The sequence below is a fragment of the Fusobacterium sp. DD2 genome, from assembly GCF_018205345.1.
GTDB lineage: Bacteria > Fusobacteriota > Fusobacteriia > Fusobacteriales > Fusobacteriaceae > Fusobacterium_A.
In genome coordinates, this window is sequence record NZ_JADRHM010000049.1 from 1 (window position 1) to 18,631 (window position 18,631).

The following is an 18,631-nucleotide window of genomic DNA, read 5'->3' on the forward strand; positions in this document are numbered from 1 at the left end:
TTCTATTTCTCAGCTACTTTCTATCTTATTATTCAAATTATAATTTCCTAATATATAGAATAAAAGTGGCCATCATTTTGTCACTTTGGCCACTTTTATTTCTAACTAACTTTTTTTCTGCTTATATATCTCTTACATTGCTGTTCTACATTATATCCCAATAAAACTCCCAGGATAAAATCCTCTTCATCTGTAAAATCTCTAAGAGATTTTTTATTAAATTTTCTTAATACTTCAATACTGTCACTATTTCCAAAGAATACATTTACAAACCCGGATTTTAACTCTTCTACAATATATTCATAATGACATTTTATAAGCCTTTCCTTAATCATCTCAAAATTTTCTTTTGTAGTAGTTAAAAGAGCGAGGTTTCTAAGTCCTTTATTAAGTTCATACATCATATGGAAAAAGACACCTAATTCATTTCTCTTTTGTTCACTCATATTATTTTACCTTCTCAACCCATTTTTGGATTCTCTCATCTGTAAGTTCACTTTGATTATTTTCATCGATTACAAGACCTATAAACTCTCCATCAATTACTGCTTTTGAATCTCCATATGAATAACCCTCTGTTGATATCTTTCCAACAACTGTAATACCCATATCTTTTACAGCATCATATAGAATTCCTATTGCATCTACAAATGTATCTCCGAATCCTTCCTGATCCCCAAGTCCTATAAATCCAACTTTTTTTCCGCTAAGATTTGTTTCCTTAAGAGTATCAATAGAAGCTTCCCACTCACTTGCTAAATCCCCCATTCCCCATGTTGAACTTGCAAGTATAACAAAATCATATCCTGATGCTTTTGATATATCTCCTGCTGGAAAAACATCTGCTCCTAATAATTGTCCTACTTTATTAGCAACTCCTTCTGTTGCACCAGTTTCACTTCCAAAGAATATTGCAGTTTTCATATTTTATCACTCCCTCTTACTTTGATAAAATAATTATACATTCTTTTATTTTGTATGTCAAATAATTTATATATATTTTTGTTAGAAACAGAAAATAAAAAACACTTTCCTAAATATCAAGAAAGTGTTTTGTCTGCTTTATTCATTTTTTCAATTTTTAACAACATCTGCAATCTATCCACGTAACCTCTTATTTTTTCCCTATCCTGCCCATCTTCCTGTGGAATATGAGTTAAAAAACCATTTGTTGCATATCTTATTATTTCATTTGGTGAAGTACATAAAATTCCTTTATGTCTTTTATAGATCACCATTCTAATGAATCTCATAATAACTGCCTGAATTATTTTCAGATTCATTTCAATCTTATTTTTATCTACCTCTGGCATATTAAAAATAATATCTCTGACGTCGAAGAAAATCTCTCCAACCTCATTTTTCAATTGTTCATATTGTTTCTCCATTGATACCTTCCTTTGCTAAAACTACCTTGTGTAAATCATTTCCTAGGTCTTAATGGAATATTTGCTATCAATGTTGTTCTTCTATTATTATCAGGACTTTGAGCAATATCAATATTAAGCTCATTTCTATCAATCTCAACATACTTTGATATGACTTCAATTAACTCATCTTTCATCTGCTCTAACATTCCTGAAGAAAGCATGGCTCTATCATGAATTAAAACCAGTTTCAATCTATCTTTTGCAATATTTTTTGATTTGTTGGAATCTTTATTAAAGAAACTAAATATACCCACGATTTCACCTACTTCCCAAATACTAATTTCAACTTGTCAAAAAAGCTCAATTTAACATCAAGATTTAAGAATGGTACATTTTTACCATCAATTCTTTCAACTATGTTTTTATAAGCTTGAGCTGCCAATGAATCTCCCTTATATACTATAGGTTCCCCTTTATTAGTAGAGATAACTATGTTTTCATCATCAGGAACTACTCCTAATAACTCTATTGCTAAAACTTCTAACATATCATTTACACCTAACATATTACCAGCTTTGACCATATCCATTTTTATACGATTAACTATAAGTTTTGGATTTTTAATCTCATTTGCTTCCAAAAGCCCAATTATTCTGTCTGCATCTCTTGTAGCAGAAATCTCAGGAGTCGTAACAACTATTGCTTCATCTGCAGCTGCAATAGCATTTTTAAATCCTTGTTCTATTCCTGCTGGGCAGTCTATAATTATATAATCAAAATCTTTTCTTAATTTGTCTATAAGTTTTTTCATCTGTTCTGGATTAATGTCATTCTTATCTCTTATTTGAGCTGCTGGAAGTAAACAAAGATTTGAACACCTTTTATCCTTTATTAATGCCTGAGGTATTCTACATCTTTCTTCAATTACATCAACCAAATCATATACTATTCTATTTTCAAGTCCCATTACAACATCAAGGTTTCTAAGACCGATATCTGTATCTATAAGTAAGACTTTTTTACCTTTTAAAGCAAGACCTACACCGATGTTTGATGTAGTAGTAGTTTTTCCAACTCCACCTTTTCCAGATGTTACAACTATCACCTTTGCCATATCTCTCCACTCCCAATCTCTAAAATTTAGTCATTTAAAATCCGAGAACTGAAATCCTCAATCTGAATCTCTTTGTCTCTGATAAAAGCTATTTTAAAACCGCTAGTTCTGTCAACTCTGTTTGTATCCAAGATTTTTTTCTGCATAGGGGGTGCTATTATATGACCTATAACCATCTGGACAGGGTTCATATACGTAGCTCCTATAAAAGCATTTTTATCTCCATCAAGTCCTGCATAAACAGTACCATTTAAAAAACCTAATACAATGACATTACCTTTTGCTCTTATTAAAGCACCTGGATTTACATCACCTAATACAACAATATTTCCATTATATTCCAACTTTGTTCCAGAACGCAGTGTTCCTCTGTGGAATTTTGTAAATCCCTCTTCTGAAATAGACTTTATAAATTTTATTTTCTCTGTCTCTCCAGTACTTTTTTCAGAAAAAACATATGTTATATTCAGATCGCAATTACTCTTTATCAGGTCGATTAACACATTTTCTTCCAATTCACTGAGTTTTCTATTTGCAAATTCTATTGCCATATGACCATTACCAATAAAATTTCTTGCTTCCTTGATTTTATCAACCAGACTGTCCCTCAACGTCAAAAAATCCACTTCATTATTTAAGTGAATTACCAGTCTGTCTTTTTTACCTTTCAAAATAACATAGTTATTCATAGAATCACCTTTCCCAGTCCTATACTGCAATTATACCAAATGTTTATAATTTAAGCAATACTAGACTAATTATATTTGTAACATTTTTCAAAAAATGATATAATTAATCTGAAATTTTTTTAAAGGAGAAAAATTATGAGTAAAAATACATTTAAAGGAAGTGTTGTACTAAATCCAGTTCCTGTGGTATTAGTAACCAGCAGAAATAAAGAAAATAAAGATAACGTTTTTACTGTTGCATGGACAGGTACTGTATGTACCAGACCACCTATGCTTTCTATAGCTATAAGGCCTGAAAGACTTTCTTATGAGTATATAAAAGAGACAATGGAATTCACTATAAATCTTCCTACAAGACGTCTAACTCGTGAAACTGACTTTTGTGGAGTTCGTTCTGGAAGAGATATAGATAAGATAAAAGAGATGAATTTTACATTAAAAGAGGGAAAAGAGGTATCTTCTCCTTACATTGAAGAGTGTCCTGTAAATATTGAGTGTAAGGTAAAGAGCATTATTCCTCTAGGAACCCATGATCTGTTTTTAGCAGAGGTTATGTGCTCACATATTGACCAGAAGCTTATAGATGAAAATGAAAAGATTCACTTTGAATGGGCAAATCTTATTACATATTCCCATGGAGAATACTTTCCAGTGCCTAAAACTCCAATAGGAAAATTTGGTTATTCTGTAGCTAAAAAACCAGTAGAGATTAAAAAGACATCTACGAAGAAAAAAGCTGCATCAAAAGCAACAGGAAAGAAAAAAACAGATAAAACTAAAAGAAAGAAGGGAAAATAATGTCTGATAGAACTTCAGCATTGGGACTGTATCTAGTTGAAAAAACAGGGAAGAATTTTAATTTTAAAATAATTAAAAATGATCCTATCTACTATAATCTATTGTTTTCAGTAGGAAGCGATGATTATCTGGTAACTGATGATTCCCAAGAATTAAATGCTACAATTGAACTTATGGAACATAGACTTTTTCATAAAGATTACCCACCAAAGCAGATAAAAAGATACACACACAGAAAATTTGAAAAGATACATAAGAAAAAACAGGAAATTTTTTCTGCAAATAATAAAAGATATATAATAATTAAATTATAAAAGAAAACTCTATATAGTAGTGATACTTATATAGAGTTTTTTTATTACCTTCTAAACTTTCTTTCCTCTATTACTTATGATACCATATAGTCAATTAATACCATATTTATTTCATCAATTATTATACACTCTTCCCTTTTTTTTGCCCTCTAAAACTATTTTCTCCCATTTTTTTATACTTTTTATATTTATGTACACTATTGTAGTTATAAAAGAAAAAAGCATAAAAGGCTTGCAAATAGTGACATTGCAGATACCTTTTATTCCTAAGTTAATAAAGTCACCTTTTATCAACTAATATCTTGAAATAAAACATTTATTTTTATAATAATATGGTATAGACTATTATCGAATGATAACAAAGGGGTTAGATATGAATAAAAAAGATATTAAAATCTTAGAATTAATTTATCAATTTGGAATTATCACTAGAAAAGAGTTAGGAGAGCAGCTTGGAATTTCCCAACCTGCTATAAGTAAAAAAGTAAAATATCTAGCTGATAAAAAACTTATTAAAGAAAACAGTAGCACTCTATTGAAAACTGGTGGACGAAATGCTTCTTTTTTAGAACTGAATAATCAAATGGGAAAAGTTCTTGGGATTTATTTTGGAATAGATAAAGTGCTAATAGCACTATCAACAATTAATTTCACTTCAATTGAATATCACTATATAGATATCACTCCTGAAAGTAAGATACTTAAGGAAACTTTTAAATTTTTAGATGAATTATTTAAAAAAGAGAAGATTATCACTATTGGAGTTGGAATGAACGGAATAGTTGATTCTCAAAAAGGGCTAAGTATCTATTCAGCTACTTATAACTGGAGCAATGTAAATCTTAAAGAGGAACTTCAAGAGCGTTATAATGTTCCTGTTGCAATAGAAAATGGTGTTAATCTTATGGTTTTACATGAGAAAAAACTTGGAAAATCTAAAGATAAAAACAATTTCGTTATTTTAAATATTACCAATGGAATAAAAGCTGGAATATGCCTGGATGGAAAATTACACAGAGGACTCTATTTTAGAGCTGGTGAAATAGGGCATATTCAATATGATTTCTCAGTTAATTCACGAATCTGTAGTTGTGGAAATAAAGGGTGTATAGAAACCATTTTAAGCGACTGGGGTATAGAGAATAAAATCTTTGATATAACTCATAAGAAATATACTTATGAAGAGATCATTGAAAAAGCCAACAATAATATCCAACCATTTAAAGATGTAATTTTAGACTTAGTTCCTGTATTACTTCATTTGATATTGTGGATATCACTTCTTATTGACCCAGATGAAATAATAATATATGGAAAAATAAGTAAAGTAGAAGACTTCTTATGGCGTGAGATAAAGAGAAGAATAATATATTCAAGTCTTTTCAGACCTGATAAGTTCAATCTTCGACTTGAAAATGTCAATAATACATATATTGTTAAAGGAGCTATTATTTTAGCAGTGCAAAACTTATTTAAATCATTTGAAAAAATGAATAAATAGTTCCAATACTATCTGTTATTAATTTTTCATTAATTAATAAAACAACATATTAAAAACTTTGAATTTATTTCAAATTTAAAAAGAAAGGGGAGGTTAATATGCATTTTTCATGGTTTTTAGATGGTGGAATTGTAGGAGTTTATATTTTAATCAGCTTATTAGTTGGATTGTCTTTACGTAAATATGTAGGAAACGTTGAAGACTATCTTGTTGCAGGAAGAGAGGTAAATCTATACGCAGGTATGGCTTCGCTTGCTGCTACTGAATTTGGTATTGTTACTTGTATGGCTGCTGCACAATTGGGATATCGTTATGGTTTCTCTGGTGCAATGGTTGGTTTATTGCTTTGTACATCAATGTTTTTAGTTGGTAAGACAGGATTCTGTATCAAACCGCTGAGGGACGCAAATGCGATGACGTTGCCAGAATTCTTTGAAAAGAAATACAGTCCTAGAGTTAGATGGGCTGCTGGTGTTATCATTGTAGTTGGAGGTCTTTTAAATACTGGTGTTTTCTTAAGAACTGGAGGAGAATTCCTAGTATCAGTTGTAGGACTTAATCCAGATTATCTTGAAATTACTATGACTATATTACTAATTGTAGTTGCCCTTTATACTGTATTAGGTGGAATGATATCAGTACTTGTTACTGACTTCTTACAATTTATACTTATGAGTGCTGGAATGATCATAGTAACAATTTATATAGTTTATAACATTGGATGGGGAACTATCATCAATGCTGTTACTGATACTTATGGTGCTGCAGGATTTAACCCATTTATCAATGAAAAACTTGGTTGGCAATATGTTGCTTATACATTCTTAACAGTTTCAGCAACTGTACTTACATGGCAAACTATGATTGCAAGAGTTCTTTCTTGTAAAGACTCAACTGTTGCTAAAAAAATGTATACTAAAACAAGCTTTTTCTATATTGTTCGTTCATTAATTCCTGTAACTTGGGGATTAGCTGCTTTAACAATCTGGAAACCAGAGGCTTTAGGTGGAGCACCAATTACTGCTATGCCTAAATTCTTAGCTGCAGTTCTTCCAACTGGACTAATTGGTATAGTTGTTGCAGCAATGCTTGCAGCAGACATGTCAACTGACTCTTCATACCTATTAGGATGGGCAAGTGTTATATACAATGACATTATTGCTGTATTACATAAAGGTACATGGTCAGAAAGAAAGAAAGTTTTAGTTAATAAACTTCTAGTTGCTGCAATTGGTTTATTTCTATTATTCTATGGATTATGGTATCCATTAAAATCAGACCTTTGGGTATATATGACTCTTACAGCTTCAATTTATTCAGTTAGTGTTTCAACTCTTCTAATAGCTGCATGTTATTGGAAAAAAGCAAATACTTGGGGAGCTTATTCAGCGATAGTGGTCGGAGCTGCTACTCCATTACTATTCTTAATAATGCAACAAATTCCAGCAACAATGGAATTAGCTAAGAAAATTGGACCTTACTATTCTGGAATATCAGCTTTCGTATTTGCATGGATTGCTATGATCGTTGGTTCTAACTTAAAGATTATGTTGAAGAAATAGGGGAGGTACGATAAGCTATGGTTATATTTTGGTCATTTTTGTTCTTTGCAGGTCTTATCTGGTATATCGTTACAGTTATTACAGTAGGATATAAAGGTTTTCAAGACGTTAAAGAAATGCTATTAAATATTAGTAAAAATAATAAAAAGCAAGAAGATTTAAATAAAAAGTCCGAAGAATAGAAAGGATAAAATTATGAAAAAAAATATTGTATTTATTATTACTGATGACCAGGGATACTGGTCACTGGGAAGTTATGGAAACAAAGATATTATTTCTCCCAATTTAGATAATTTGGCTGAAAATGGAGTTAGATTTGAAAATTTCTTCTGTGTTTCTCCAGTATGTTCTCCAGCAAGAGCTTCAATATTTACTGGAAGAATTCCATCTCAACACGGAGTACACGACTGGTTAGATGAGCATCATAAAGATACATGTCAATATCTACAAGGACAAGATACTTTTGTAAAAATTTTAGCTGATAATGGCTATAACTGCTGCCTAAGTGGAAAATGGCATCTAGGAGACAGTGCTCATATACAACAGGGATTTAAAGAGTGGTACGTTCATGAAAAAGGTGGGGGACCATACTATAATGCACCTATGTATAAGAATGGTACCTTAGTTCATGAAAAAAAATATATCACAGATGCTGTAACTGAATATGGAATTGACTTTATTGAAAGACAGAAAGATTCTGATGCTCCTTTCTATTTAAGTCTTCACTACACAGCACCTCATGCTCCTTGGGATGAAAACAATCATCCAGCTGATCTATTAGATCTCTACAAAGATTGTGAATTTAAAAGTTGTCCAAGAGAAAAATACCATCCTTGGAAAATTAGAGAAACTTTTGAAGGAACAGAGGAAGAAAGAAAGAAAATTCTTAGGGGATATTTTGGAGCAATTACCGGTGTAGATAGACAGGTAAAAAATGTAGTAGACAAACTTAAAGAACTAAATATGCTAGAAGATACTGTAATAATTTTTACAAGTGATAATGGAATGAATATGGGACATCATGGAATTTTCGGTAAAGGTAATGGAACTTTCCCACAAAACATGTATGAATCTTCTGTTAAAATTCCTATGATAATCTATAACCCATCTCTATTTAAAAAGGGAACAGTTTTAGAAGGACTATACAGCCACTATGATATTTTCCCAACACTTATGGAGATGTTAGATATTAAATATACTCCAAAAATCAATCTTCCAGGAAAAAGTTTCTATAAAGTTTTAACTGCTAAAGAGCCTGAAACTAATAATGATGTAGTTGTTTTTGATGAGTATGGACCTACAAGAATGATTAGAAATAAAAATTGGAAATATATTCACAGATATCCATTTGGACCACATGAGCTTTATAATCTTGCTAATGATAAAGATGAAAAATTAAATCTTGTTGATAATCCTGAATATGAAGAAAAGCTTCTAGAAATGAGAAATAAATTAGAATCTTGGTTCAATAAATATGTTATCAAAGAGATAGATGGTGCTAAAGAACCAGTATATGGTGGAGGGCAAAAAGGTCTTGCTGGATTATGGGGAGATAATAAAGCTGTTTATCAAAAATATACTTCTGATTTTATCTGCAGTGGCGAAGGAAAACTTCGTGAAAGAGATAAAGATGAAGTCCATGAAAGAGTAGATTAATTCTCTAATTAATTGTAATATAAAAACGTCATAAAAAAAGGCTATTGCAAATCTCTATTTTACCAGGTTTGCATAGCCTCTTTTTTATCTTTAATATTATACTTTCTAATTTTAACAATTAAGCAGCTATAAAATACTTAATAATAGCAACTATAACAGCAACTGCTAAAATAACAATTTTTATCTTTATTCTTTTAATATTTCCTTTTCTTTTCATCATATCACTATTTAGCTATTATATCTGAAATATTGATTCTATGCTCCTGCATTCCGTTCTTTATAAGGAATTCCTGAGTATCTTCCAAATCCTTTATATCTGCAGGTGTGATTTCAGTATTAAAATCATATAATGGATATAATTCCAACACCTGATCTGAAGTCAATCCAGTATCTTTTGCAGTAATTGCAACTGTTTCATCAAAATGATCCTTTATATATTTTACTGCTTCTTCATTTGTTTTTTCAAATCTCTTTACAAGTTCTGGATGTTCTTTATAGAATTTATTACTTACTGCAGTAACTATAAGCCCCTGAGTAATTCCCTCTCCATTTGTAACAACTGTAGCTCCATTTTTTATTGCTTTAAGTGCTACTGGTCCAGCTAAAAGTGCTGCATCTACATTTCCACTTTCAAGAGCTGCAATAGCTTCAGGAAGTCTCATATTTATAAATTGTACATCGCTTTCTTTCAAACCATCTTTAGCAAGATATCCAACTAATACCTGATGAAGTATTGTTCCTTTAGGTCCTCCTACTTTTTTTCCAACTAAATCTTCAGGAGTTTTTATCTCTGGATTTTTAGTTAAAATCATAAATCCTTTTGGAGATCTACTGTAAACATTTACTATCTTGAGTCCTACTCCATTAGAAGCAGCAATTATAGCAGATGTTCCTCCTAATGCATGTAAAATATCAAGTTCTCCAGCTACAAGTGCATTTGTCTGTTCAGGCCCTGTAGTAAGCTCATAAAAGTTAACCTTTATTCCATCTTTTTCAAATTCTTTGTCAAACATCTTAAGATTCTTTTCAAGAATTGATGGAATGTTAAGTGGTGATTTTACATAAGTAAGATTTAGATTTTCAACCTTATCCTTTTTCCCACAACCAACTAGTAATAGAGCCATTATTGTAATAACTCCCAATAAAACTTTTTTTAACATTTTTTGCCTCCTAATTTTCTATATCATGTAAAATTTCTTTTCTTAACAATTTTAATTCCTCACTATCAGTATTACGAGGATATTTATCAGATACTTTATACTCTTTCACACTACTATTTTTTATAACTACTATTTTTTTTCCTAACATCAGTGCTTCATCTATATTATGAGTTACAAAAATAATTCCAATTCCAGTATCCATATGAATCTTTAAAATCTCTTTTAATAATTGATTTCTCGTAAAATAATCAAGAGCTGAGAAAGGTTCATCCATTAAAAGAGTATCAGGTTCATAAGCAAGTGCTCTAGCTATTGCTACTCTTTGGGCCATTCCACCAGATAGCTGCTTAGGATAAGCATTCTTATATCCTTCAAGGGCTACCATTTTTAAATATTTATCCCCTTTTCTCCCATGAATCTCAATATTTTTCAATACATTGAGCCAGGGAAAAAGTCTGCTGTCTTGAAATACAAAACCTACTTTTGGTTTTTCCTCTATCCCCTGATTATTATAAAAATCAATACTTCCACTATCTATCTTCTCAAGGTCTGCTATCATTCTTAAAAGAGTTGTTTTTCCACATCCACTTTTTCCAACAAGAACAGTAATCTCTTTATTATCTATATCTAGGCTCAAATCTGCAAAAACTTTTTTTGTTCTGTTGTCAAAATTATATGTTTTATGGAGATTTTTTATTCTATAAATATCTTTCATCTATCTTACCTTCCCTATTTTTTAGATAACCCTTCATAAAAGAAGAAAAACAGAAATCAGTTATAATTCCAAGAACACCTATTGATATTATTCCTACAACAACTATATCTGAACGAGAAATCTGTTGAGCATCAAGAATAAGATATCCTATTCCAGCTGAAGATGCTATAAGTTCTGCTGCTATAATGGCTCTCCAGCTATATCCTATTCCTAATTTTAATCCTAAAAGCACATCTGGTATTGCATTTGGAAAAATAATCTTTTTAAATATCTCATAGTGAGACAGACCGAAAACTTCTCCAACTTCTATATACTCTTTGTTACAATCCCTTATTCCCTTTAAGGTATTTAAAAATATAGGAAAAAATGATGCCAGAACTATAATAACTATTTTAGATACCTCTCCTATTCCAAACCACAATATAATCATTGGAACCATAGCAAGTGGTGGAGTATGCCTTAAAAACTCCAGTATATATTTAAAATACTCATAGACAGTATTATAAAGTCCAAAAATAATTCCCATTGGAAGAGCTATTCCAGATGATATTAAAAATCCAATAAAAACTCTTTTCAAACTCACTCCCATACTTCCTAATAACTTTCCATTTTCAAGAAGCATAACAAAAGCATAAAACACTCTTTTAGGACTGGGAATTATATAACTATTCCACAATTGAAAATATGAACCTACACTCCATATTAACAATATAATAAATAAAATAATTAATTTTCTTATTTGTCTCATTTTAATTCCCCTTGCATATTATAACAAAAAATATCTTAAAATTAAATCTATATTCTATACAATTTTACACCACATTAAAAAGTGCTGACCAAAAAAACAAAAAGTTTAATACAATTTAATTTTTTGAAAAAAATATTTTTTTGTTTTTTTCTATAATTTCATTGTACACCACAATTTATTTTTTGTTAAGTAATATCTAATTATATTTATAATTAAATTTTTTTCTTTGGGATTTATATATTTTCTAAAGTGTTGAAAAGTAAATAAATATAAGGGTTAGATAGGTTAATTTCAAAATATTTTTAGATACAAAAAAAAGACCAGTCTCACACTGATCTTTTTTGTTTGTTATATCTATATAAAATATCTTGGGGAAAGATTTAGTATGCATTAAATATAACATTTCTGTATGTCATCCATGTTACAATAAAAAGACATTTAATTTTATTTACTTTTTTTGCTTTTGAAATATGGAGAATCTCCCCATTCACCATACATAATTTTGTCTCCAATAGATAAAACTTTTTCATCCATACTTTGCTGACACTGTTCTACACTATCTTCAATTCCAGGTTTATTATCATATAATAAATATTTATTTTTATGCTGTTGTGCTGTTGCAGTAGGCATTAAAATATTAGCCCCTGCAAGAAGACCTTTTTCTCTTCCTTTTGGATCAAGTCCCTGAAGAGCTGTAGTAGCTGCAATATTAACATTTTTAAGGTATATTCTTGTTATTGCTATCATTTTAAGACCAAGTTCTACTCTTTTCTCCTCAGAGATTACCTTGTCTTTCCACTCCTGACCTAAAGGAGTCTCATGATGCAATATGTAAGGACCCATACCTATCATATCTATTTTCATATTCTTATAAAATATAATATCATCAACAAGATCCTCTTCACTTTGACCTGGAAGCCCAATCATTACTCCAGTTCCTACCTGATAACCAATATCCCTTAAATCCTCCAGGCATCTTTTTCTAACTTCGTAAGTATGATGGTTATCCTGAGGATGTAGTTTTTTAAATAGCTTCTCATTTGTTGTCTCTATTCTCAGAAGATATCTATGTCCACCTGCATCAAACCATCTTTTATAGGTTTCATAGCTCTGCTCTCCCAAAGATAAAGTTATTCCAAGCTTACCATTGGAAAGTCTCTTAATCTCTCTTAAAAGATCTTCAATATAACTTACAAATTCCTCATCCTGTCTTTCACCAGATTGTAGAGCCAGTGATCCATAATTATGCTCATATATCCATTTTGCTGCCTCTAGGACCTCATCTCTTGTCATATCAAATCTTTCAACATGAGTATTATCTCTTCTTATCCCACAATATTTACAATTTTTAATACATTTATTACTTATCTCAATAAGTCCTCTGTAATAAACTTTTCTTCCTACATATTTTGCCTTTATCTCATAGGCCTTTTTAAAAAGACGATTCAAATCTTCTTGATTATCAATTTTCATAAGAGTTATCAAATCATCTCTTGTATAATCATCCTGTTTTAGAATCTCTTCTACAGTTTTGTTCATTATTTCTCCTATCTTTTTATCATTGCTTCTCTTCTATCTTTAAATCTGTTTCTTCTAAATCCCACGTGAAGATGACCTCTATAAGGATAGTATATCAACTGGTCATAACTGCTCATTCTTTTTCTAACTTTTTCAAATTCAAGTCTTCCCAATCTTCCTTTTTTAAGCATAATATCAGCAGCAAGCCCCTCTCTATGTGCAGAGGTTCTAGATCCTCCAACTGCTCTGTTAAGCTGTCTACTTCTATACCAGCTGGTTACTATAACAGGTCTTCCAAGTATCCTTCTTACTTCATCGAGTCTTTGTGCTGTATATCTTATATTCATCTGCTCTCTTCCATTTGGAACATTAGCAATTCCTCTTCTTTTTGCAATACTGCTATTTACAGCCTCACCCATTGTAAAATATTTAGAGATTTTCTCTCTTCGATTAATAGGTGGTGTTGATGAACACCCACTAAAAAGAAATAATAACAGGGTAAATAGTAATAATCCAGACTTTTTTAAAGTCATTCTCATTCTATATTCCTCTTTCTCTTTGCATACTCAACTGCCAAAATTGATTTTGCATCAGAAAGCTCTGACATATTTACATCTTTTAATGCCACTTCCTCAACTTCTAAAAATTCATCTTCATCAAGATTCTGTTCTGTTTTTATTAACTTATCACTGTAGTATAGATGGAATCTTCCTTCACTTACTCCAGGACTCATATAATAATCACAGATTTTCTCTAAATTGAGAGCTTTGTACCCTGTCTCCTCTTCAAGTTCTCTTATAGCAGCAACACTTGGGTCTTCACCCTTTTCTACAAGACCTGCAGGTATCTCAACAGTTACCTCTCTCACAGCTGGTCTATACTGTTTTACAAGAAGGATATTATCTCCTTCTAGTACTGCTACTACTCCTACTGCATCCTGTTTCCCTGTAAATGTCCAATCTACAACTTTCTCATTTGGCAATTGTAATTTTCTTGAATACACAGTAATATGTGCGTTTTTAAAAAGTTCTTTTTCCCCTAGTTCTTTAAATCTGTCCATACTCTAAACCTCTTCTTTATTATTTCTTTTTATTTTTTATTTACAAGTTCTCTTACTTTATATATAACTATTCCAGAAGCAATAGCTACATTTAGTGATTCTGCACTTCCATATATAGGTATAATAACTGTTTCATCTGCAACTTCTAAAAATCTGTCAGATACTCCATTTCCTTCACTTCCAAAAATAATAGCATTTTTTTCAGCAAGTTTCATCTCAGTATAAGGAACAGAATTTTCTTTTAATGCTGTTACAATAAATTTATAACCTTTATTTTTTAAATTATCTATCACTTCATTTTCTTCAAGGTAGACTAAATTCATATTAAATATTGAACCCATACTGCTTCTTACTACCTTTTCATTATAGCAGTCACAGCTACCTTTACTTAAAATAATATCCTTAAATCCCGCTGCATCTGCTACTCTAATAATAGTTCCAAGATTTCCAGGATCCTGTACCTTATCAAGTACTATCACATCTTTATGAATATCATTTAAAGAAGAGTTGCAATAAGGATACACAAGAATAACTCCCTGTGAATTCTCCTGAGAACTCAACTGATTAAACAGTCTATCATCAAGAGAAATCTTTCTGCAGTCAAATTTTTCAAGTTTATCCATTATAAATTTCTGATTTAAAATATCCTCTCTTACAATTATCATCTCAGGCTTATACTCAAAATCAAGAAACTTATGTCCCTCTGCCAAAAATTGTCTGCTCTCTTCTCTATATTTTTTTAATTTAAGTTTTTTTATTTTTTTTACTGTCCCATTTTCAGGACTGTTAATATGTTCCACTTGATCCTCCAATACATATTTTTTTCTTAATTATAACATATTTTTGCTTATATATATAATACCATAATATCCCTCTATTTACACATTATACTTTATGTATTATAATTTAGGTAAAGAATTATTTATAAAGGAGACAGCAAAATGCTTTCATCAAAATTTGTAAAATTTATAAAGAGTTTTAAAAGCAACGATATTTCAGATCTTGATTGTGGTGTAGAATTAGGACGACTTGGAATAAGAATTGCTCAGGAATATTCAACAAGATTTGATCTTTTACCTATTGATAAATGTCTCTATCTTGCTGAATTTCAAACTCCATCTATAGAAAAAGCTGAAAAACATCTTTTAAACCTGGTTCCAAAGTTTGATCCGCTTTTTTCTCTTATGGAGTATTATGACAACTATCCATATATGTATTCAGACATAAATTACACCTTTAAAGCCTGTCTTAAGAGCGGTGTTGAAATATCTATAAAAGCAGTAAACCCAACAGCTAAAAATAATTATTTTAAAAAGGTCAATGCCTTACAAAATAAATTAAAATATATAGCATTTTTTCATCCATGGGTACAGGAGTATAAAATACGTGAAATTCTGGAAGAAGTTGAAAAAAATAGTGCTCAAAAGGCTTCACTATCTAATGAAATTAACTATACCAATAGCCTTAATGAGTATCTTAATGCATATAAGGAAATTCTCCATCTTGAAGATGTAAGATTTCCTAAAATCTATGCTTATATGTCTTCAGAAAACATGGTTGTCAGTGAATATACATATGGAACATATTTTTATGAGATGCTTCAATTTAACAAACTTAAATATGAAGATGTGTTAAAACTTGTAAAAGCACAACTATTTTTTATGCTTAAAATAGGAGTATTTTATAATAATTTACATTCAGGAAACCTTCTCTACAGTGAAGAGGGTAAGATATACTACTTAGACTGTAATACTTTAGAAAGTCTAACTTCAGATACTAAAATACAGCTATTTAGATTATTTAAAGCTGTTGCATTGGGAAATTATCCATATGCATCTGTAATTTTAAATGAACTTAGTGATCTCTCTTTAAGTACTCCTCAATTAGAAGAACTTTCAGCAACAATCAAAGAGATTTTTGCTACTGATAAAGAGGAATATAAAGAAGCTTTCTTTATAAAAATAATGAAATCATTTAGAGCTGCTTCTAAATTAGGTATGACATTTGAATCTGAAATATACCCTATTTTCAAATGTCTTGTCTATCTTGATTCACTTATTTTTAAAACTAAGTCTAAAAACAGTAAAATTAAATCAGATATTTTGCAGATTTTAGACGATATTGAAGGTATCTTAAAGGACAATAATCCATTGACTTAAAGTATAATTCATATTAGAATAGAGGCAGATATTAAAGAATTGGAGGTTGGTAAATGAAAAAAATATTAACTGCAATCGCTATGATTTTTTTATTACTAGGATGCGGTTCAAAAGATGATAATCAGAATGTACTGTATCTTTATGGATGGGCTGACTATATCCCAAAAGAGATTTATGATGAATTTCAAAAAGAAACAGGTATCAAGGTTATCGAAGATATTTATTCTTCAAATGAAGAGATGTTTACAAAATTAAAAGCTGGGGGAAGAGGATATGATATTGTAGTGCCCTCTGCAGACTATGTAGAAATAATGATGAAGGAAGGTATGATTGACAAACTTGATAAGGAAAAACTTCCTGGTCTTAAAAACTTAGATCCTATGGCACTTGAAAAGCTTCAATATTTTGATCCTCACAATGATTATGAAGTTCCATATGTAATGGGAGCAACTATAATTGCTGTTAATAAGAAATATGTAAAAGATTTTCCAAGAAACTATTCTATATACAATAGAAGTGATTTAAAAGGTAGAATGACTCTTTTAGACGATATGAGAGAGGTTATGACTTCTGCTCTTGGAATGCTTGACTATCCTCAAACTGTAAATGATGAAAAGGCAATAGCTCAAGCAGCTGACATGATTAAAGGATGGAAAAAGAATATTGCTAAATTTGATTCTGAATCATTTGGAAAAGGATTTGCAAGTGGAGATTTCTGGGTTATTCAGGGATATCCAGATAACATTTTCAGAGAGCTTGACGAACAGGAAAGAGAAAATGTTGAACTTATAATTCCTGAAAAAGGTGGAACAGCTTATGTTGATTCTTTTGTAATTTTAAAAGATGCACCTCACAAAGAGGCAGCATATAAGTTTATTGATTTCATCTTAAGACCTGATGTCTATGCACGTCTTGCAGATATTCTTGAGACACCATCAATTAACGTTCCAGCAAGAGAACTTATGAAAGTTAAACCTTTATATGAAATTTCAGATTTAAAAAATACTCAGGTTTTAAAAGATATTCATTCAACACTTGATTTACAAAACAAATATTGGCAAGAAATATTAATTTCTGAATAGTATGGAGGAAAAAAATGAAATTTTCAATTGAAAGAGAAAAGTTGATTTCTATTCTCTCTGAATATACTAATATATTAAAAGAGAATCCTATAAAACCTGTAATTTCAGGTCTAAAAATAGTTGCAAAAGAAAACAGTGTAACTTTTATAGGAACTAACTTAGAAGTTGAACTTATTAAAAAAATCGATGCAAATGTAGAAGTAGAAGGAGAAATAGTAATTAAGCATGCTCTTTTACTTGAGTATGTTAAACTTCTTGATGAAGAGACAATTAATTTCACACTAAAAGATGGATTTATCAATGTTCATCAAGCAGAGTTTTCAATTTTAGATGGTGAAGGATTCCCTGTTATAAATGAGATGGTTATACAACCTCTTTTAAAAATAAAAGGTAATCGTTTAGTACAACTTTTAGAAAAATCTAAATTTGCTGCTTCTCAATCAGCAGATAATCTTCAAATTAACTGTGTAAGAGCTGTATTTAAAAATGATGAATTAGATCTTGCGTCAACAGATTCATACAGACTACTGTTTTTAAGAGAGCCTATTCCATGTATAGAGCACAAAGAAATCTCAATTCCAATGGAAACTGTAAACATCATCTGTAAGCTGCTAAAAGAGTATGATAAAGAGATTACAGTGGGATACCAGGGAGATATATTATTAGTAACTTGGGAAGATTCATATTTCTCAAGTAAAACAATAGCTCTACAATATCCAGACTTTAAAACAATTTTAAGAATCTCATCATTTGATAAAAGCATGGAATTTAACAATGATGAATTAAAAAGTGCTTTAAAAAGAGTTATGACTGTTGCTAAGACAAGTATCGATGCTAAATTTGGTGCTATCTTTGATTTTAAAGGAAATACTCTTCTTATAAATGCTTTTTCTGGAAGAGCTAAAATTAACCAAAAGGTTAATATGATAAAAAATGGTGGAGATTTTAAAGCTTCATTAAACTGTAGGTTCTTAACTGATTATATTGAAAACATCTCTAAAAATGTCATTATAAATGGTTCAAACTCTTCATCAATGTTTGAAGTGAGAGAAGTTAATAATGATAACTATATCTATATCTTAATGCCTTTGGCACTTAGAGATTAATAGTAAGATTAAAAAATTATAGAAAATTAGATTAAAGAGGCTGTTACATTTAGTAACAGCCTTTTTGTATATATTTTTT

22 protein-coding genes are annotated in these 18,631 nt (G+C 30.4%); 9 read left to right on the forward strand and 13 right to left on the reverse strand.

Annotation, left to right across the window (positions count from 1 at the left end):
* Window positions 1–101 precede the first annotated feature (101 nt).
* The 6 genes from IX290_RS08040 to IX290_RS08065 all read right to left on the reverse strand — a co-directional run bounded on the left by IX290_RS08040 (window position 102) and on the right by IX290_RS08065 (window position 3,173).
* Window positions 102–446, reverse strand: coding sequence for a DUF2023 family protein (locus IX290_RS08040; protein WP_211492701.1), 345 nt, complete (start codon window positions 444–446; stop codon window positions 102–104).
* A 1-nt stretch (window position 447) separates the two neighbouring features.
* Complete coding sequence (locus tag IX290_RS08045) at window positions 448–924, reverse strand: flavodoxin (RefSeq protein WP_211492702.1); 477 nt, start codon at window positions 922–924, stop codon at window positions 448–450.
* Window positions 925–1,040: 116 nt separating this feature from the next.
* On the reverse strand, window positions 1,041–1,388 hold the full coding sequence (locus IX290_RS08050; protein ID WP_211492703.1) for a hypothetical protein: 348 nt from the start codon (window positions 1,386–1,388) through the stop codon (window positions 1,041–1,043).
* 35 nt (window positions 1,389–1,423) lie between these two features.
* Window positions 1,424–1,684 (reverse strand): cell division topological specificity factor MinE, encoded by a 261-nt coding sequence (minE, locus tag IX290_RS08055; RefSeq protein ID WP_211492704.1) that lies wholly within the window; start codon window positions 1,682–1,684, stop codon window positions 1,424–1,426.
* An 8-nt stretch (window positions 1,685–1,692) separates the two neighbouring features.
* Entirely contained in the window at window positions 1,693–2,484 is a 792-nt protein-coding gene (gene minD / locus IX290_RS08060; protein ID WP_211492705.1) for a septum site-determining protein MinD, read from the reverse strand.
* Window positions 2,485–2,510: 26 nt separating this feature from the next.
* Complete coding sequence (locus IX290_RS08065) at window positions 2,511–3,173, reverse strand: septum site-determining protein MinC (RefSeq protein ID WP_211492706.1); 663 nt, start codon at window positions 3,171–3,173, stop codon at window positions 2,511–2,513.
* Window positions 3,174–3,308: 135 nt separating this feature from the next.
* On the opposite strand from IX290_RS08065, the gene IX290_RS08070 reads away from it, so the two are divergent.
* The 6 genes from IX290_RS08070 (at window position 3,309) to IX290_RS08095 (ending at window position 9,004) form a co-directional block, all read left to right on the forward strand.
* Window positions 3,309–3,971 (forward strand): flavin reductase family protein, encoded by a 663-nt coding sequence (locus IX290_RS08070; protein WP_211492707.1) that lies wholly within the window; start codon window positions 3,309–3,311, stop codon window positions 3,969–3,971.
* Window positions 3,971–4,285 carry a hypothetical protein gene (locus IX290_RS08075; protein ID WP_211492708.1) on the forward strand — a complete coding sequence of 105 codons (315 nt, stop codon included), beginning with the start codon at window positions 3,971–3,973 and terminating at the stop codon, window positions 4,283–4,285. Before IX290_RS08070 ends, IX290_RS08075 begins: the two co-directional genes overlap by 1 nt.
* A 373-nt stretch (window positions 4,286–4,658) precedes the next feature.
* Window positions 4,659–5,786: an ROK family transcriptional regulator gene (locus tag IX290_RS08080; protein ID WP_211492709.1), complete on the forward strand. Its 1,128-nt coding sequence runs from the start codon at window positions 4,659–4,661 to the stop codon at window positions 5,784–5,786.
* Window positions 5,787–5,884: 98 nt separating this feature from the next.
* Window positions 5,885–7,348 (forward strand): sodium:solute symporter family protein, encoded by a 1,464-nt coding sequence (locus IX290_RS08085; protein WP_211492710.1) that lies wholly within the window; start codon window positions 5,885–5,887, stop codon window positions 7,346–7,348.
* Between the two features lie 17 nt (window positions 7,349–7,365).
* Window positions 7,366–7,530 (forward strand): hypothetical protein, encoded by a 165-nt coding sequence (locus IX290_RS08090; RefSeq protein ID WP_211492711.1) that lies wholly within the window; start codon window positions 7,366–7,368, stop codon window positions 7,528–7,530.
* A gap of 13 nt (window positions 7,531–7,543) precedes the next feature.
* A complete protein-coding gene (locus IX290_RS08095) occupies window positions 7,544–9,004 on the forward strand; it encodes a sulfatase-like hydrolase/transferase (protein WP_249168902.1) in 1,461 nt (486 codons plus the stop codon).
* Window positions 9,005–9,228: 224 nt separating this feature from the next.
* Here the strand turns inward: IX290_RS08095 and IX290_RS08100 are convergent, their stop codons facing one another.
* The 7 genes from IX290_RS08100 to IX290_RS08130 form a co-directional block, all read right to left on the reverse strand.
* The gene (locus IX290_RS08100; RefSeq protein ID WP_211492712.1) at window positions 9,229–10,164 is read right to left on the reverse strand and encodes an NrtA/SsuA/CpmA family ABC transporter substrate-binding protein; all 936 of its coding nucleotides are present in this window, start codon (window positions 10,162–10,164) and stop codon (window positions 9,229–9,231) included.
* 10 nt (window positions 10,165–10,174) lie between these two features.
* Window positions 10,175–10,879 carry an ABC transporter ATP-binding protein gene (locus IX290_RS08105; RefSeq protein WP_211492713.1) on the reverse strand — a complete coding sequence of 235 codons (705 nt, stop codon included), beginning with the start codon at window positions 10,877–10,879 and terminating at the stop codon, window positions 10,175–10,177.
* Window positions 10,863–11,627: an ABC transporter permease gene (locus IX290_RS08110; protein ID WP_211492714.1), complete on the reverse strand. Its 765-nt coding sequence runs from the start codon at window positions 11,625–11,627 to the stop codon at window positions 10,863–10,865. The genes IX290_RS08105 and IX290_RS08110 overlap by 17 nt, the downstream gene beginning before the upstream one ends.
* 444 nt (window positions 11,628–12,071) lie before the next feature.
* Window positions 12,072–13,166 carry a [FeFe] hydrogenase H-cluster radical SAM maturase HydE gene (gene hydE / locus IX290_RS08115; protein WP_211492715.1) on the reverse strand — a complete coding sequence of 365 codons (1,095 nt, stop codon included), beginning with the start codon at window positions 13,164–13,166 and terminating at the stop codon, window positions 12,072–12,074.
* A gap of 8 nt (window positions 13,167–13,174) precedes the next feature.
* Window positions 13,175–13,684 carry a D-Ala-D-Ala carboxypeptidase family metallohydrolase gene (locus tag IX290_RS08120; RefSeq protein WP_249168901.1) on the reverse strand — a complete coding sequence of 170 codons (510 nt, stop codon included), beginning with the start codon at window positions 13,682–13,684 and terminating at the stop codon, window positions 13,175–13,177.
* Window positions 13,681–14,205, reverse strand: coding sequence for an NUDIX hydrolase (locus IX290_RS08125; protein WP_211492716.1), 525 nt, complete (start codon window positions 14,203–14,205; stop codon window positions 13,681–13,683). The genes IX290_RS08120 and IX290_RS08125 overlap by 4 nt, the downstream gene beginning before the upstream one ends.
* A gap of 29 nt (window positions 14,206–14,234) precedes the next feature.
* Window positions 14,235–15,005: an RNA methyltransferase gene (locus tag IX290_RS08130; protein WP_211492717.1), complete on the reverse strand. Its 771-nt coding sequence runs from the start codon at window positions 15,003–15,005 to the stop codon at window positions 14,235–14,237.
* Window positions 15,006–15,146: 141 nt separating this feature from the next.
* Between IX290_RS08130 and IX290_RS08135 the strand changes: the two genes are divergently transcribed.
* From IX290_RS08135 to dnaN, 3 genes are read left to right on the forward strand one after another with little or no spacing between them, the layout of a single operon-like run.
* Window positions 15,147–16,364, forward strand: coding sequence for an AarF/UbiB family protein (locus tag IX290_RS08135; protein ID WP_211492718.1), 1,218 nt, complete (start codon window positions 15,147–15,149; stop codon window positions 16,362–16,364).
* A 53-nt stretch (window positions 16,365–16,417) separates the two neighbouring features.
* Complete coding sequence (locus IX290_RS08140; RefSeq protein WP_211492719.1) at window positions 16,418–17,446, forward strand: extracellular solute-binding protein; 1,029 nt, start codon at window positions 16,418–16,420, stop codon at window positions 17,444–17,446.
* A gap of 14 nt (window positions 17,447–17,460) precedes the next feature.
* Window positions 17,461–18,552 (forward strand): DNA polymerase III subunit beta, encoded by a 1,092-nt coding sequence (gene dnaN, locus IX290_RS08145; RefSeq protein ID WP_211492720.1) that lies wholly within the window; start codon window positions 17,461–17,463, stop codon window positions 18,550–18,552.
* Window positions 18,553–18,631: the final 79 nt, after the last annotated feature.